Below are 16074 nucleotides of genomic sequence, written 5' to 3'. Positions count from 1 at the left end.
TTGTCTGAAACGCTTCGCTCGACCACGATGGCCGCACCGCCGTCGTGGCGGAATGTCCTGAAACACACGGGGTTTGGGGGTTTGGTCGATGCCGAACGCGGAGCTGCTCACCCCGATCGAGGTCGACTTCCTGTGGGAGTCGGCCGCGCTGGGTGAGCTGCCCTACCCGCTGCGGATCCGTTCGCACGGCGCCACCGTCGACGAGCGCGACGCACTGCGCGCCCGCACGCTCGGCGACCTGGTTCAGCGGGGTCTCGCCGACGGCCGCGGACGGCCCGCGCCGCACCTCGAGGAGTACTTCGGCATCCTGGCCGCGCCCGACGCGAGCCTCGACACCGTGCAGCTGCTCGACCCCAACGCCGAACCGCTGCTGGCCGTGGCCGGCATCGTCGACCGGTCGGGGTTGTTCGCCGTGCAGGACCAGCGCGGCCTGCACCTGCAGCCGTGCCCGGCCGACGGCCTGGCCACGGCCATCGTGTCGCTGCTGCCCGGCGCGCCGCGGGGCACCGAGAAGTCGATCACGGTGCCGCTCGAGCAGCTCGTGGGCGGCGCCGGCGTGGACTTCATGCAGCGGCGCGGCAACCAGGTCGACGCGTCCGGCCGTGCGAGCGTGGACGAGGACCGCAAGGCCCTGGCCCGCCTGCACGCCCAGCCCCGGCTGCGCGGCGGCCAGATCGGTGCCAACGCGCGCAACCGCCTCGGCGGGCGCAGCCGTTCGCCGGTCCTCAGCTGGTTCGACACCGAGACCGGCCGCTACTTCACGCAGGCCACCCGCGGCCACGACGGGCGCGACTGGATCACCATCGCCCCGGCCGACGCCGCGACCCTGCGCCACCGCCTCGGCGAGATGATGGCCGACGCGGCGGGCCACGAGAGCGCGGCCGCGTTCTGACCGTCTCCCCAGCTGACCGCGCCCCCCTGCGGCATTGGTTGCGCTCAACGCACCGACTGCCACAGTGGGTGCGGCCGACGCACCCCATGCCACATCCGGGTGTTTCAGGCAGGTGGCGGATCGGGCTACGCTGAGCAAGAGATCGATCCTGGAGGGTGAGCACCACCGCATGCACCAAGAGTTCTTCTCGCCGATGGCGTTCGACTTCCTCTGGGAGTCCGCGGGGCTCGGCGAGCTGCCCTACCCGCTTCGCGTGCGCTCTCACGGAGCCACCGAAGACGAGCGCGTCTCGCTGCGGCACCGGGTCGACATCGAGCTCAAGGCGCGGGGCATCCGCGACGCACGCGGCCGGATCGAGCCGCCCGTGGACGAGTGGCTGAACCTGCTGGCCCGCGCGCCGATCACGCTCGACGCGCTGCACATCCCCGAGTTCCAGGCCCACCCCGTGGCGCTGCTGGCCGCGGGCGACGGCCGGGCCGCCGGTGTGGTGGCCATCCAGAACGAGGACGGCATCTGGCTGCACGAGACCCCGGCCGACGGCCTGGTGTCCACGATCGTCGACCTGCTGCCCGGCGGGCGCCGCGGCAGCGAGGCGTCCGTCACACTCCCGCTCGACGAGGCGTTGCACACACGCCCGATGCGCGTGCCCGTCGCGGCCGGTGGCCTCGGCGGTGCGGAGGAGAAGGGCCGGCGCGCGAAGCGCCAGTCGCTCAGCGAGCGCGCGACCGTCGACCCGCGCGAGACGTACGCGCTCATCTCCGGCCAGCCGCGGCTGCGCGGTGGTCAGCTCGCCGCGAACAGCCGCACCCAGCTCGGAGCCCGGCAGCGGTCCCGCGTGCTCGGCTGGTTCGACACCGCCACGGGGCGTTACCTCAGCCTGTCCAGGGCGGGGTCCGACGGCCGCGAATGGGTGACGGTGGCCCCCGCGGACCCGATGACGCTCAGGACCCGGCTCGGTGAGATGGTGGCTTCCGTGGCCGCCGACACACGCTAGGGTGACGCGAACCGGCACGTTCCGGGAACCCTCGTGCCGTATTGCCCGTTGACCTGCGTGAGGCTCACAAGGGTCCATCGTCCGGACGGGCGGTACCCTGGTGGGACCGGCCCGGGCACCACGGGTTGTCAAGATCGTGATGGCGGGTATCACAGGAGCCGCCCAACCAGGGAGGGTCGAGGCCGCAAGGGCCGAGTCGTATGAACCGCAAGAGCGTGCTCAGGAACCCACTGCTGTGGATCGTCGCAGGGTTGCTGGCGTTGTTCGCCTACAACACGATCTTCGACAGCGATCGTGGTTACACCCAGGCTCCGATCTCCGTGGCGAACCAGCAGATCAAGCAGGGTCACGTCAAGGAAGCCAGCATCGAGGACAAGGAACAGCAGGTCAAGCTGTCCTTGACGCAGAAGATCGACGTCGACGGCACCCAGACCGACCAGATCGTCGCGCAGTACCCCGCGAACGCGGCCCAGAACATCTACGAGTCGCTGAACAGCGCGCAGGTCAACGGGCAGCCGGTCAAGTTCACCACCAAGGTGACGCAGCAGGGCATCCTGACCCAGATCCTCATCTTCGCCATCCCGCTGGCCCTCGTCCTGGGCCTGCTCATGTGGATGATGAACAACGCGCAGGGTGGCGGCAACCGCGTCCTCAACTTCGGCAAGTCCAAGGCCAAGCAGCTGAACAAGGACATGCCGAAGACCACGTTCGGTGACGTGGCGGGCGCCGACGAGGCCGTCGAAGAGCTGTACGAGATCAAGGACTTCCTGCAGAACCCGGCGCGCTACCAGGCACTCGGGGCGAAGATCCCGAAGGGCGTGCTGCTCTACGGGCCGCCCGGTACCGGTAAGACGCTGCTCGCGCGAGCCGTCGCCGGTGAAGCGGGCGTGCCGTTCTACACGATCTCCGGCTCCGACTTCGTCGAGATGTTCGTGGGTGTCGGCGCCTCGCGCGTCCGCGACCTGTTCGAGCAGGCCAAGCAGAACGCGCCGTGCATCATCTTCGTCGACGAGATCGACGCGGTGGGCCGCCAGCGCGGTGCCGGCCTCGGCGGTGGCCACGACGAGCGCGAGCAGACGCTGAACCAGCTGCTCGTCGAGATGGACGGCTTCGACGCCCGCGGCGGCATCATCCTGATCGCCGCCACGAACCGGCCGGACATCCTCGACCCCGCGCTGCTGCGCCCGGGCCGCTTCGACCGTCAGATCCCGGTCTCGGCACCGGACCTGCTCGGCCGCAAGGCGATCCTCGAGGTGCACTCGAAGGGCAAGCCGATCGCGCAGGGCGTGGACCTCACGAGCCTGGCCAAGCGCACCGTCGGCATGTCGGGTGCGGACCTGGCCAACGTGCTCAACGAGGCCGCGCTGCTCACCGCCCGCGAAAACGGGCACGTGATCACCGACCTCGCGCTCGAGGAGTCGGTCGACCGCGTGGTCGGCGGGCCGGCGCGCAAGAGCCGGATCATCTCCGAGAAGGAGAAGAAGATCACGGCCTACCACGAGGGTGGGCACGCGCTCGCCGCGTGGGCGATGCCGGACATCGAGCCCGTGTACAAGCTCACGATCCTGCCGCGCGGGCGCACGGGCGGCCACGCCCTGCTCGTGCCGGAGGACGACAAGCAGCTGATGACCCGGTCGGAGATGATCGGCCGCCTGGTGTTCGCCATGGGTGGCCGCACGGCGGAGGAGCTCGTGTTCCACGAGCCCACCACCGGCGCGTCGTCCGACATCGAGCAGGCCACGAAGATCGCCCGCTCCATGGTCACTGAATACGGCATGAGCGCGCGGCTCGGCGCCGTGAAGTACGGCCAGGAGCAGGGCGACCCGTTCCTGGGCCGCTCCGCGGGCCGGCAGGCCGACTACTCGCTCGAGGTGGCGCACGAGATCGACGAGGAGGTGCGCAAGCTCATCGAGACGGCGCACACCGAGGCGTGGCACGTGCTCAACACCTACCGCGACGTGCTCGACAACCTGGTGCTGGAGCTGCTCGAGAAGGAGACGCTGCAGCGCAAGGACCTCGAGCGGATCTTCGCGACCGTCGAGAAGCGCCCGCACATCACCGTGTTCAACGAGTTCGGTGAGCGCACCCCGTCGGACAAGCCGCCCATCAAGACGCCGGGCGAGCTGGCGATGGAGCGCGGCGAGCCGTGGCCCCCGCCGTCGAAGGAGAAGCCGGTCCTGCAGCCGGAGCCGACCCCGGTCGGCACCGCCGCGGGCGCGGGTGACCTGCCCGGCGGTCCGCCGTACGGGCAGCCGACTCCGCCGCCGGACCCGAACGCCAACCCGTACGCCCCGCCGCCCAACGGCGGCCGTCCGAATGGTGGGCCGAACGGCACCGGTCGCTGGCCCCAGACGTATGGTGGTCAGCAGCCGGGCGGTCCGGCAGGCGGCGGCTACCACCCGGGTGGCCCGAGCGGTGCGCAGAGCGGTCCGCCCCACTACGGGGCGCCTCCGGGCTGGACCCCGGCGACGTCCCCGGGTAGCCAGCCTTGGCGCCCTGCCGAAGACCGTCCGCGTGAGCAGGGCTGGTTCGCCGACGGTGCGAACGGCCAGCAGCCGGACGAGGGGCAGCAGCGGCGTGACGTGGACGGACAAGACAAGCAGTAGCGGCACCGACCTCCGCCCGGTCCCGGTCTTCGACCAGGACCGGGCGGAGCGCGCTGTGCGGGAGCTGCTGCTGGCCTGCGGCGAGGATCCCGACCGCGACGGCCTGCTCGACACGCCGGCCCGCGTGGCCCGCGCCTACCGTGAGATGTTCGCCGGTCTGTACACCGACCCGGACGAAGTGCTCGCGAAGACGTTCGACGAATCGCACGAGGAACTCGTGCTCGTCACGGACATCCCGGTGTACTCGTTCTGCGAGCACCACCTCCTGCCGTTCCACGGCGTCGCGCACGTCGGGTACATCCCGAACGCCGACGGCAAGGTCACCGGTCTCTCGAAGCTCGCCCGGCTCGTCGATCTCTACGCGAAGCGCCCGCAGGTGCAGGAGCGGCTCACGTCGCAGGTGGCCGACGCACTGGAGCGCAAGCTGGTGCCCCGCGGGGTGATCGTGGTGCTGGAGGCCGAGCACCTGTGCATGTCGATGCGCGGGATCCGCAAGCCGGGCTCGCGAACGGTCACCTCGGCCGTGCGCGGGTCGATGCGTTCGTCGGCGACCTCGCGGGCGGAGGCGCTGGAGCTGATCAAGGGGCGGCGGCCGTGATCTCCGGCCTGCCCCGGCCCGGGCGGTGTGCCGTGATGGGCGTGCTGAACGTGACCCCCGATTCGTTCTCCGACGGTGGCCGCTACCTCGACCTCGACCAGGCGCTCGAGCACGCCCGCCAGATGTGGGCGCGCGGGGCGGACCTCATCGACGTCGGTGGCGAGTCGACGCGGCCGGGCGCGCTGCGCGTGGACGCGGACACCGAGGCGGCGCGCGTGCTGCCGGTGATCCGGCAGCTGGCTTCCGAAGGCGTGGCGCTGTCGGTGGACACCACGCGTGCGGTGGTGGCCGAGGCGGCCGTCGCGGCCGGCGCGCAGGTGATCAACGACGTGTCGGGCGGGCTCGCCGACGCGGGCATGGCGCGGGTCGCGGCCGAGTGCCGCGTGCCCTGGGTGCTGATGCACTGGCGCGGGCACAGCAAGGACATGACGAAGCTCGCCACCTACACCGACGTGGTGGGCGAGGTGCGCGCCGAGCTTCTGTCCAGAGTGGACGAAGCGCTGGCCGCGGGCGTGTCCGAGAGCGCGATCGTGCTCGACCCCGGGCTCGGCTTCGCGAAGCACGCCGAGCACGACTGGGCGCTGCTGCATGGACTGGATTCATTTCTGACGCTGGGTTTCCCGGTGCTCGTCGGGGCTTCGCGCAAGCGGTTCCTCGGCCGGCTGCTGGCCGAAAAGGACGGTGAGCCGCGGCCACCGGACGGTCGCGAGACCGCCACCGCGGCGATTTCGGCCCTGGCCGCCACGGCCGGGGCGTGGGGAGTGCGCGTGCACGAGGTGGGCGCGTCGCTCGACGCGGTCGCCGTCGCGGCCGCGTGGCGGAAGGGGCGGGCCGATGGCTGATCGCATCACGTTGACGGGGCTGCGGGTGTTCGGCCGCCACGGCGTGTTCGAGCACGAGAAGCGCGACGGGCAGGAGTTTGTGATCGACGTGACCGCGTGGCTGGACCTCGGTCCGGCCGCCGCGTCGGACGATCTCACCAAGACGCTGCACTACGGCGAGCTCGCCGAGCTGACGGCCGGCATCGTGGCGGGCGAGCCGTACGACCTGATCGAGAGCGTCGCGGGCAAGATCGCCGACGAGGTGATGGCCGACGCACGGCTCACGGCGGTTGAGGTCACCGTGCACAAGCCGTCGGCGCCGATCCCGCTCACGTTCGACGACGTCGCGGTGACCGTGCGGCGCGAACGGTGAGCCGCGCGGTCCTGTCGCTCGGCTCGAACCTCGGCGATCGCCTGGCGTACCTGCGGATCGCGCTCGACACGGTCGGGCCGGCGCTCGTGGCGGTGTCGAGCGTGTACGAGACGAAGCCGTGGGGGGTCGAAGACCAGCCCGATTTCCTCAACGCCGTGTGCGTGGTCGAGGACCCGGCGCGTGATCACTGGGCCTGGCTCGAGGTGGCGCAGGCGGCCGAGCAGGCCGCCGGGCGCGTGCGTGAGCTGAGGTGGGGGCCGCGGACGCTCGACGTGGACGTGGTGACCGTCGACGCCGTGACGTCCGACGACCCCCGGCTGCTGCTGCCGCACCCCGGTACGCCGGACCGCGCGAGCGTGCTGATCCCTTGGCTGGAGATCGAGCCGGATGCGGTGCTGCTGGGCCGCGGCCCGGTCGCGGATCTGCTGCGGGCCCTGCCGGAAGACGACAAGAACGGTGTCGTCCCCCGGCCGGACCTGCGGCTTCGGTGACTCGGCGCCGTTTGCCTGCCGTTCACCGATTCGGCGGTAACGCAGTCACTCGGGCGCCGAGCTAGGCCCGCAGCGCGGCCAGGATGAAGCCGACCTCGGGCTGGGCGCTCGGGATCGGCGGCCAGCCGTTGATCACGGCGAGTAGCTGCCAGTAGCGCTCGGCCCGCGGGTCGCCGCCCGAGGCGAACTTGTCCGCCAGCGCTCGCCGGAACGCCGGGTCGGCGGGGTCGTCGCCGGCACCGGCCGAAGCCGTGGCGATGGCGTCGGCGAGCTCCCGGCCCTGCGCCGAGTCCGGGCCGGCGCCGGCGTCGAGCGCGGTGCGGGCGGAGGCGGACCAGGCGAACCAGTGATCACGCTGGGCCTGCATGACCTCGGTCGACGCGCCGGCGTCACGGTCAGCCTCTCGGTCAGCAGAGTGGCGTTCGCTCATGCCGCGGATCAGCCGGCGGAAGTCCGGGTCCTGGATGAGCTCGGCGAACTCGAGCCAGGCCTCGAGCTGCTCGGGCGAGGGATCGTCGGGCAGGTCGGGTTTGGCCGAGCGCATGCGCTCGTAGAACTCGGGGTCCACGTCGAGGCCCTCGCTCATCTCGGCCCAGAACTCGTCGACGAGGCGCTTGCGCTCCTCGTCGGACATCTGTGCGAGGCGGTTCATCAGCTTCACTTCCTCCAGTTCGGAATCGCGTTTCGCCACCGCCCGCAGCACGGCCCGGCGCAGCCGGAGCCGGCGGATCTGCTCGTCGAGGGCCTCGACGTGGCGCACGGCCAGGTCGCGCACCGACGACTCGCGCTCGAGGACCCGAGCGACGTCGGCGAGGCCGAGCCCCAGCTCACGCAGCGTCCGCACCAGCTCGAGCCGGGCGAGCGCGTGCGCGTCGTACAGCCGGTAGCCGGCGTCGGTGCGCTCCGTGGGCGGGAGCAGGCCTTCGTCGGAGTAGAAGCGGATGGTCTTCACCGGCAGCCCCGTGCGTCGGGACAGCTCGCCGATCGTGAAAACCGCGGTGGCACCCACACGTCTCATGGTGGAGTCTCCAGTGGCTGGAGGGTCAAGGCTTCTCGGTACGGTAGACGCCATGCACTTCACCCGGCCCCGTGAGCTGGTGGTGGCCGGGCTCCTCGGCCTCGTCCTCGTCTACGTCGTGTTCCAGTTCGCCTACGGTGACCTGCCCAGAATCCCGACGTTGGCCGGGATCACGTTCGCAATACTCGCTGTGATCGAGACGATCATGGCCTACACGATCAGGTCGAGAATCAAGGCCGGACGGGTGACGTCCTCGATCGGGATAGCACGCTCCGTAGCCCTCGCGAAGGCCTCTTCGATCGCCGGATCCTTCATGACAGGGGGTTGGCTGGCGGCGTTCGCGTATGTTTTTCCCCGACGTGACGAACTCGTCGCGAGCGTCTTCGACACCCGTGCGGCGGTGGTTGGCGCGGTGTGCTCCGCACTGCTCGTAGCTGCGGCTTTGTGGCTCGAGCACTGCTGCCGGACCCCTGAGGACGACGAGCGGTCGACGACACGTGGGACGACCGGTTAACGACCAGATCCGGCCGCTCGAAGTACCGACTAGGTCTCGTTCGGATCACTAGAAGGTACGGTGTCTGTCATGACCGGCGTGGGTGACGACTCGCGCGGCCGCCTTCTGGGCAGGCCGTGGCTCGTCGTCGGATTCGTCCTCGCCATCGGAGCCACTCTCGCACTGGTGCTCAGCGACGACCTCCGGTTCCTCCGGTTGGGAATCGTCGCAGCCCTTTGGGCCGCCTTGATCGGCGCCTTCCTCGCCGTGAGGTATCGCAAGCACGCGGCGCACAGCGAGGACGCGGTCGCCGAGGCGCAGGCGGTATACGAACTGGAACTGGAACGCGAGATCGCGGCTCGGCGTGAGTACGAGCTGGAGATCGAAGCTGAGACGAGGGAGGCCGCGGACGTCCAGTCGCGCGAAGAGCTCGACGCCTTGCGAGCCGAGGTGTCGGCGCTGCGCGAGAGCCTGCAGTCGCTCTTCGGCGGCGAGGTGCTGCTGGAGCGGGTCGCGCTCACCGCGCAGGCCACGCGCATGCGCTCCCTCAACGACGACCAGCGGCTCGTGTCCGCCGGCTCGGAGTCGAAGAACGGCAACGGCAAGAAGCCCGCGCAGCTGATGGCTCCGAAGAAGCCGGTGGTCGAGGTCGGCAACGACCGGCCCACCGAGCTCATGGACCGCGTGCTCGACACACCCGGCACCCGGCGCAAGCCGGCCAACGGTGCCGGCCAGCCGGGTCAGCACGGTCCCGGCCAGGGGCAGGGCCCCAACGGCAAGCCGCCGGCGTCGCTCAACACCCAGCGCACGCAGCAGCTCGCGCGCCCGAAGCCCAACCGCCCCAAGCCCGCTCCCGAGCCGGAATCGGCCGCTGCGCGCGCGGTGAAGGCGGCGGAGCTGCGGGCCGAAGCGGCGCGCCGCCAGGCCGCCGAATCGCAGCCGACGCGCACGGTGGCACCGGTTTCGCCGCCTGCTGCCGAGGCGATGGAGGCCACGCGCCAGGTGCCGCGCGCCGAGGCTTCGCGGCCGAGCATGCGCCGCGTCGAGCCGCCGGTGTCACGGGCCGAGGTGTCGCGTCCGAACCTGCCGCGCGTCGATTCGTCGCACGCGAATTCGGCGAACGCCGATTTGTCGAACACCGAGGTGTCGAACGCCGGTTTGTCGAACCAAAGTTCGTCGAACACCGAGCAGCCGGTGGGCGAAGCGACTGGCGCGTGGAAGCCGGCTTGGGACGCTTCGGCCGACTTCGGCAGTCGTCGTCCGGCTTCGGGCCTGGGGTCCGGTTCCGGCGGCGTGCCGCCGAAGCCCCGTGAGGCCACCGCTTCGCGCACGAACCTGCCGCCGGTGCCGGTCACGCCGGAACCGCTTCCCGCCCCGGAGCCGCCGCGCGCGGAACCGGCGCAGCGCAAGCCTTCCCGGCTGGAGCAGTTCTCGCGCACGGACCTGTCGCCCCTGGCCGACTCCGCGCCTTCGACGCGGCACGGCGCGCACTCGAGCTCCGACGAGGTCGAGGAACCCGCGGCGAACCCGACCCTGCCGGAATCCGTGCGCACCAAGACCACTGGCGGCGGTGGCCGCCGTCGCCGCTCGGACGACGAACCCGCCGACACCCCGGCCGGTGGCCGCCGCCGTCGTCCCGACGGCGAACCGCCGGCGTGGGAAGGCATGGTCACCGAGCGCGCCTCGCAGAGCCGCCGCAACCTCCCCGCCGTCGCCGCCGAGGACGAATCCCCCCGCGGCCACCGCGCCGCCACCCCCGACCCGGCGCCGGCCAGCGGCTCCCACGCCGCCGGTCGCTCGGTCACGGAACTCCTCGCCGCCAACGGCGCCGCGGAGTCCAACGCCCCGCGCCGACGGCGTCGGGCAGAGGACTGAACCACTTGATCACGTGAGAAACCCCGGTCGCGAGACCGGGGTTTTTCGCTGTATGGAGGGGTTTTCGGCCGCGTGACGCTACCGGGAACGGGATAGCCGGCTGCGGTCCGGCGGGGCGCATCGGCCGCGGCGCTGAGTCGACCTGGTTCGGCGCACGGCGGTTCGACGGCGCTCGGACGCGCTGCCAACCGTGAGGTCGGCGTGCGCGGCGGACGGTGCCCGTATCCGCGCGCGTCGCTCCACCGCGGGCGGCCGAGGTTGCCGGGCTGGTTAGTGGCTCAGAAGGTCGCTTCACCGCGAGCGCGAAGCGCGGCCGAAGCCGCCCGGCTCGGGCAGCGCCGGCAAGCGCACGGTCCGAGAAGTTCGCCCCGCAGCCGACAATCGCATCACCATCGCGCCGCCGAGAAGCGACCGGAGCACCCCGCAGGTGCGTCAGAACAACCCTGCGCAATTGCACCGTCCCAGACCAGCACCGCAGACCCACCCCGCCCGTGCGACCGACCGAAAACCCGCGCTCTCAAAGAGCCACAGCCAGCACCGCACACCTCACCCCCGTATGGTGACCGCTCGTGAACGGAACCCTCCCCACCACGAAGGGCTCAGTGGCGAGACCCGGTGCTCGCCTGCCACGTCGGGTGACGGTGTTGTTGCCCGTGCTCGGGTTGATCGTGGTGGCGTTGTGCGGCCTGTTCCTGTTCGGGCTGGCGACGGCCCGGGTCGGGGCCGGGGGCGTGGCGATCGGGGTGCTGGCGGCGCTCGTGCCGGTCGCGGTCGTGGTCGCGGGGTTCCTGTGGGTGGACCGGTGGGAGCCGGAACCGGCGAAGCTGCTGTTGCTGGCCTTCGCGTGGGGTGCGTGCATCGCGACGATCACGGCGCTGCTCATCAACAGCGGCGCGGAAGCGGTGGGGGATCTGCTGCTCGGCAGTGGCAACGGCAGCAAGGTGAGTGCGCTCGTCTCGGCACCGCTGGTGGAGGAAGCCGCGAAGGACGCGTTCGTGCTGCTGATCTTCTGGCGGCGCAGCTCGGAGTTCGACGGGGTGGTCGACGGGATCGTCTACGCGGGCTTCTCGGCCGCCGGGTTCGCCTTCACCGAGAACATCTACTACTTCGGCCGCGCGTTCGCCGACTACGGCTTCGGCAACGGCGCCAACGCGGGTGTGCTCGCGGCGTTCTTCCTGCGGGGCGTGCTGTCGCCGTTCACGCATCCCTTGTTCGCCGTGATGGCGGGCATCGGGTTCGGCGTGGCCGCGCGCACGCGGCAGCGGTGGCTGCGGGTGGTCGCACCACTGACCGGCTACGTCGCGGGCGTCTGCCTGCACGCACTCTGGAACAGCGCCGCCACGCTCGGCGGCTCGAAGGCGTTCCTGACCGTGTACTTCCTGATCATGGTGCCGCTGTTCATCGGAGTCGTGTACGTGATCGTGCTGCAACGGCGGCGTGAGCAGCGAATAGTGGCGGCCGCGCTGCCGAACATGGTGGCCGCGAAGTGGATCGCGCCGTCGGAGGTGAGCCTGCTGGCGAGTCTCCCGGGGCGGCGGGCGTGGCGCAGACAGGCGAGACGCGAGTCGGGCCGGGCGGCGGCGCGGGCGGTCGGGCTGTACCAGGCGAGCGTGTCGGAGCTGGCGTTCCTCGGGCGCAACGACCTGCGCCGCGAAGTGGACCGGCAGCGGCAGGACGAATTGCTGGAAACCCTCAAGACCGCGCGCGCCGACGCCGTGCGCATCGCCACTGCCGGCGAGCCGCGGTGATCGACATCCCCCTCCGGGGGTAGCTCGACCGAGCCAAAAAACCCGTGCTCAGCGGGGGTGCGGCGGCCCAGCGACCCGCCTGCCCGCGGGGCGCGATTAAATAACTTCCGCGATTGAACGACCGGGTGAAGCTCGTCACCAGAGCTCCGCGATCCGGAGGCGGCGGGGCTACTCTCGCGCCGTCGTCTGGTACCCGCGCCGCAAGAGTGGGACTGGAACGAGCCCTAGGAGTTTCGAGCCATGAGCGTCCACAGGCGCACGCCATGAACCGGCCTGCCCGCCTCGCGGTGGGTGTGGTCTCGGCCGGCCGGGTGGGCAGCGTCCTCGGCGCCGCACTGGCCAGGGCGGGCCACACGGTCGTCGCCGCGTCCGGTCTGTCGGCCGAGTCGCTGGCGCGGGCCGAACGCCTGCTGCCCGAGGTCCCCCTGCTGCCGCCCGACGAGGTGGTCCGCCGCGCCGACCTGGTGCTGCTCGCGCTGCCCGACGACGCCCTCGAAGGCATGGTGCGAGGCCTCGTGGCCACGGAGTCGCTGCGGCCCGGCCAGATCATCGTGCACACCTCCGGGGCCCACGGCGTCGACGTGCTCAAGCCCGCCGCCGAAGGCGGCGCGCTCGTGCTGGCGCTGCACCCGGTGCTCACCTTCACCGGCCGCGCCGAGGACCTCGAGCGCCTCACCGCCGCCAGCATCGGTGTCACGGCCGCGCCCGACGACGAGGTGGCCTGGAACGTCGGCGAGGCGCTGGCCGTGGAGATGGGCGCCGAGCCGGTGCGCATCCCCGAATCCGCCCGCGCGCTCTACCACGCGGCGCTGGCCCACGGCGCCAACCACCTGATGACGCTCGTCGCCGACTGCACCGAGCTGCTCCGCAAAGCCGGAATCGGGCATTCGGAACGACTCGTCGCACCACTGCTGTCGGCCGCACTGGATAATGTGCTGCGCCACGGCGACCGCGCCCTCACCGGGCCGGTCGCGCGTGGTGATCTCGGCACCGTCCGCAAGCACCTCACCGTGCTCGCGGACTCGGAACCGGCGATCGCCCCGGCCTACCGGGCACTGGCCCGGCGCACGGCCGAGCGGTCCCGCGCCGCCGGCCTGCTCGACGCGGCGACCGCCGCCGAGCTGACCGACCTCCTCGACGACCCCGCCGAAGGGCAGACCCCGTGACCACACCCAAGTTCCAGCGCGGCACGCTCAACGCGTACCAGCCGCCCGAGCACATCAGCCAGGTGAGCCGCGCGCTGCGCGGCGTCGGCCGCAAGGTGGCGCTCGTGCCCACGATGGGTGCGCTGCACGCCGGGCACCGCGAGCTGATGCGCCGCGCGAAGCGCCTGCCGAACACGATCGTGGCCGCGTCGATCTTCGTGAACCCGCTGCAGTTCGGTGCGGGCGAGGACTTCGAGGCGTACCCGCGGCGCATGGAGGAGGACCTCGCGACGCTCGGCGAAGCCGGTGTCGAGCTGGCCTTCACGCCGAAGGCGAGTGATCTCTACTCCGAGAACGCGATGATCACCGTGCACCCGGGCCCGCTCGGCGACGAGCTCGAAGGCGCCGTGCGCCCCGGGCACTTCACGGGCGTGCTCACCGTCGTCGCGAAGTTGTTCAACCTGGTGCGCCCGGACTACGCGTTCTTCGGGGAGAAGGACTACCAGCAGCTGGTGCTCATCAAGAAGATGGTGGCGGACCTCAACATCGACACCCGGGTGATCGGGGTGCCGACGGTCCGCGAGCGCGACGGCCTCGCGCTGTCGTCCCGCAACGTGTACCTCACGCCGGAGCAGCGGGAGGACGCCGTGGTGCTTTCCGCGGCGCTGACCGCCGGGGCGCACGTCGGCCGCAACGGAGCCGAAGCGGTGCTGGAGATGGCTCGCCGGACGCTCGCCGAGCGTCCGCAGGTGGAGGTGGACTACCTGGAGCTGAGGGGAACCGATCTCGGGCCGGCGCCCGTCGACGGTGAGGCACGGCTGTTGATCGCCGCCCGGGTGGGGAGCACCCGGCTGATCGACAACGTGGGAGTGCTGCTCGGAAGGGCTGTGGACCATCCGAGCGTTGACCCGGACGCAGGGGAATAGGGAGAGTCCACGATGTACCGCACGATGCTCAAGTCGAAGATTCACCGGGCCACGGTCACGCAGGCGGATCTGCACTACGTGGGGTCGGTGACCGTCGACGAGGACCTGATGGAGGCCGCCGACCTGCTGCCGGGCGAACAGGTGTCCATTGTGGACGTGACCAACGGTGCCCGGCTGGAGACGTATGTGATCAAGGGCGAGCGCGGCAGCGGCGTGCTCGGCATCAACGGCGCCGCGGCGCACCTGGTGCACCCCGGTGATCTCGTGATCCTCATCTCCTACGGCCAGATGGACAGCGTGGAGGCGCTGAACTACGAGCCGCGGGTGATCTTCGTCGACGAGGGCAACCACATCCTCGAGCGCGGCACCGACCCGGCCCACGCGCCGGAGGGCTCGGGGCTGCTCAGCGGCACCGTGACGCTGCCCGAGGAGGACACGATCGCCTTCCCCGTGGCCGAGACCGCCGACGCGCGCCGGCTCGACGCCCTGCTGCACGCCGAAAGCTGAACCCACCACGTCGGCGGCGAAACCGGGCCGCGGTAAAGGAAGTCCGTTTTGCTGCTCACGGTCGACGTCGGCAACACCAACATCGTGCTCGGCCTGTACGAGGGGCGACGGCTCGTCGGTGACTGGCGCATGCGCACCGACGCGCGCATGACCGCCGACGAGCTCGCGCTCACCATGCGGGGCCTGCTCGGCCCGCACGCCGACGCGATCACCGGCATCAGCGCACTGTCCACAGTGCCCGCCGTGCTGCGGGAGCTGCGCGTGATGCTCGGCCGCTACTACCCGCGGCTGCCGAAGATCGTGGTGGAACCCGGCGTGCGCACGGGCGTGCCACTGCTGGTGGACAACCCGAAGGAGGTGGGCGCCGACCGGCTGGTGAACACCCTCGCCGCCCACCACCTGCACCCCACGGCGTGCGTGGTGGTCGACTTCGGCACATCCACGAACGTCGACGCCATCTCCGCCAAGGGCGAGTTCCTCGGCGGAGCCTTCGCCCCGGGCATCGACATCTCCGTGGACGCCCTGGCCTCGCGCGCCGCGGCGCTGCGGAAGGTGGAACTCGTGCCGCCGCGGTCGGTCATCGGCAAGAACACCGTGGAGTGCCTGCAATCCGGCATTCTCTACGGCTTCGCGGGCCAGGTCGACGGCCTCGTGAAACGCATCGTGCGCGAGCTGCGCGGCTCGGAGACGGAGCCGGTCGCGGTGATCGCGACCGGCGGCCTCGCGCCTCTGGTGATCGGGGAATCGGAGACGATCACGGAACACGTCCCGGAGTTGACGTTGCTGGGACTGCGGCTGGTCTACGAACGAAACGTGCGCTGAGAATTACTTCTCCGCGAGAAATTCCTCCCACGTGCCGGTGCCGGTTTCCGCGTCGAGGTTGAGGTTTTCGCCCGCGCGGTACACGCGTCCGGCCTTGCCCGGCAGGCGGACCGGCAGCTTGGGCCGGCGCTTTCCCTTGGCCCGCAGGTAATCGTCCACGAGCTCCCGCATGGTGTACACCTTCGGTCCGGCGAGATCCGGCACGCGGCCGGCGGGTGCGCCGAGCGTCAGTGCGGCGAGCCGGGCCGCGACATCGTGGGCGTCCACCGGCTGGAACCGCATCCCGCCGGGGACCGGCACGACCGGCAGTTTCGCGGCGGCGCGCACGGCGTCGAAGCAGAACCCGTGGAACTGCGCGGCCCGCAGGATCGTCCACGGCAGACTCGAGGCCACCACGGTCTTCTCCGCCTCGGCCTTGCGCGTGAAGTACCCGAGCGGCACGCGGTCGGCGGCGATCACCGAGATCAGCACGAAGTGGCCGACGCCGGCGCGCTCGGCGGCCCGCACGAGGTTCGCGGTGGCCACGTCGTCGCCCTTCGGCCCGCCGGCCAGGTGAAGCACCACGTCGGCGCCCTCCACCGCGGCGTCGAGGCCCGCACCGGTCATCAGGTCGCAGGCGAAGTGCTCGGGACCCGCGGCGTGGCGGCTCAGCACCCGCACCTTCGCGTCGCCCAGCAGCGGCGTGACGAGGGTGCCGAGCGTGCCGGTGCCGCCGGTGACGAGGATCGTGCTCATTTCTTCCTCCGTTCCGGTCACGTGACCGGG

Annotated in this window: 16 protein-coding genes; 14 read left to right on the top strand and 2 right to left on the bottom strand. The window is 71.2% G+C overall.

The features are described 5' to 3' along the window. Nucleotides 1-88 precede the first annotated feature (88 nt). The 7 genes from VSH64_RS33550 (at nt 89) to folK (ending at nt 6775) form a co-directional block, all read left to right on the top strand. A complete protein-coding gene (locus tag VSH64_RS33550) occupies nt 89-892 on the top strand; it encodes an ESX secretion-associated protein EspG (protein ID WP_326566758.1) in 804 nt (267 codons plus the stop codon). A gap of 169 nt (nt 893-1061) precedes the next feature. Continuing rightward, nucleotides 1062-1886, top strand: a complete 825-nt coding sequence (locus VSH64_RS33545) for an ESX secretion-associated protein EspG (RefSeq protein WP_326566757.1) — start codon at nt 1062-1064, stop codon at nt 1884-1886. Nucleotides 1887-2086: 200 nt separating this feature from the next. Continuing rightward, entirely contained in the window at nt 2087-4492 is a 2406-nt protein-coding gene (gene ftsH, locus VSH64_RS33540) for an ATP-dependent zinc metalloprotease FtsH (protein ID WP_326566756.1), read from the top strand. Beyond that, nucleotides 4464-5090, top strand: a complete 627-nt coding sequence (gene folE / locus VSH64_RS33535) for a GTP cyclohydrolase I FolE (RefSeq protein ID WP_326566755.1) — start codon at nt 4464-4466, stop codon at nt 5088-5090. Before ftsH ends, folE begins: the two co-directional genes overlap by 29 nt. Nucleotides 5091-5125: 35 nt before the next feature. Continuing rightward, nucleotides 5126-5932 (top strand): dihydropteroate synthase, encoded by an 807-nt coding sequence (gene folP / locus VSH64_RS33530; protein WP_326566754.1) that lies wholly within the window; start codon nt 5126-5128, stop codon nt 5930-5932. Further along, the gene (folB, locus tag VSH64_RS33525; protein ID WP_326566753.1) at nt 5925-6284 is read left to right on the top strand and encodes a dihydroneopterin aldolase; all 360 of its coding nucleotides are present in this window, start codon (nt 5925-5927) and stop codon (nt 6282-6284) included. The genes folP and folB overlap by 8 nt, the downstream gene beginning before the upstream one ends. Next, entirely contained in the window at nt 6281-6775 is a 495-nt protein-coding gene (folK, locus tag VSH64_RS33520) for a 2-amino-4-hydroxy-6-hydroxymethyldihydropteridine diphosphokinase (RefSeq protein ID WP_326566752.1), read from the top strand. The genes folB and folK overlap by 4 nt, the downstream gene beginning before the upstream one ends. Nucleotides 6776-6836: 61 nt before the next feature. Here the strand turns inward: folK and VSH64_RS33515 are convergent, their stop codons facing one another. After that, nucleotides 6837-7784, bottom strand: a complete 948-nt coding sequence (locus VSH64_RS33515; protein WP_326838096.1) for a helix-turn-helix domain-containing protein — start codon at nt 7782-7784, stop codon at nt 6837-6839. A 61-nt stretch (nt 7785-7845) separates the two neighbouring features. Between VSH64_RS33515 and VSH64_RS33510 the strand changes: the two genes are divergently transcribed. The 7 genes from VSH64_RS33510 to VSH64_RS33480 all read left to right on the top strand — a co-directional run bounded on the left by VSH64_RS33510 (nt 7846) and on the right by VSH64_RS33480 (nt 15309). Further along, entirely contained in the window at nt 7846-8307 is a 462-nt protein-coding gene (locus tag VSH64_RS33510) for a DUF3180 domain-containing protein (protein WP_326566751.1), read from the top strand. A gap of 69 nt (nt 8308-8376) precedes the next feature. After that, nucleotides 8377-10161 carry a DUF6779 domain-containing protein gene (locus tag VSH64_RS33505; RefSeq protein WP_326566750.1) on the top strand — a complete coding sequence of 595 codons (1785 nt, stop codon included), beginning with the start codon at nt 8377-8379 and terminating at the stop codon, nt 10159-10161. Between the two features lie 641 nt (nt 10162-10802). Further along, on the top strand, nt 10803-11909 hold the full coding sequence (locus VSH64_RS33500) for a PrsW family intramembrane metalloprotease (protein ID WP_326838095.1): 1107 nt from the start codon (nt 10803-10805) through the stop codon (nt 11907-11909). 212 nt (nt 11910-12121) lie between these two features. Beyond that, nucleotides 12122-13075 carry a Rossmann-like and DUF2520 domain-containing protein gene (locus tag VSH64_RS33495; RefSeq protein WP_407655696.1) on the top strand — a complete coding sequence of 318 codons (954 nt, stop codon included), beginning with the start codon at nt 12122-12124 and terminating at the stop codon, nt 13073-13075. After that, the gene (panC, locus tag VSH64_RS33490) at nt 13072-13980 is read left to right on the top strand and encodes a pantoate--beta-alanine ligase (protein WP_326566748.1); all 909 of its coding nucleotides are present in this window, start codon (nt 13072-13074) and stop codon (nt 13978-13980) included. Before VSH64_RS33495 ends, panC begins: the two co-directional genes overlap by 4 nt. Before the next feature lie 12 nt (nt 13981-13992). After that, nucleotides 13993-14487: an aspartate 1-decarboxylase gene (panD, locus tag VSH64_RS33485; RefSeq protein ID WP_326566747.1), complete on the top strand. Its 495-nt coding sequence runs from the start codon at nt 13993-13995 to the stop codon at nt 14485-14487. A 48-nt stretch (nt 14488-14535) separates the two neighbouring features. Continuing rightward, nucleotides 14536-15309: a type III pantothenate kinase gene (locus VSH64_RS33480; protein WP_326566746.1), complete on the top strand. Its 774-nt coding sequence runs from the start codon at nt 14536-14538 to the stop codon at nt 15307-15309. A 3-nt stretch (nt 15310-15312) separates the two neighbouring features. Here VSH64_RS33480 and VSH64_RS33475 read toward each other — a convergent pair whose 3' ends face one another. Beyond that, nucleotides 15313-16044 (bottom strand): SDR family oxidoreductase, encoded by a 732-nt coding sequence (locus VSH64_RS33475; RefSeq protein WP_326566745.1) that lies wholly within the window; start codon nt 16042-16044, stop codon nt 15313-15315. Nucleotides 16045-16074: the final 30 nt, after the last annotated feature.

The sequence above is a fragment of the Amycolatopsis rhabdoformis genome (genome assembly GCF_035918295.1).
Lineage (GTDB): Bacteria > Actinomycetota > Actinomycetes > Mycobacteriales > Pseudonocardiaceae > Amycolatopsis > Amycolatopsis rhabdoformis.
The sequence above is the reverse complement of the archived record's forward strand: the minus strand, read 5'-3'. Positions and strand labels throughout refer to the sequence as shown.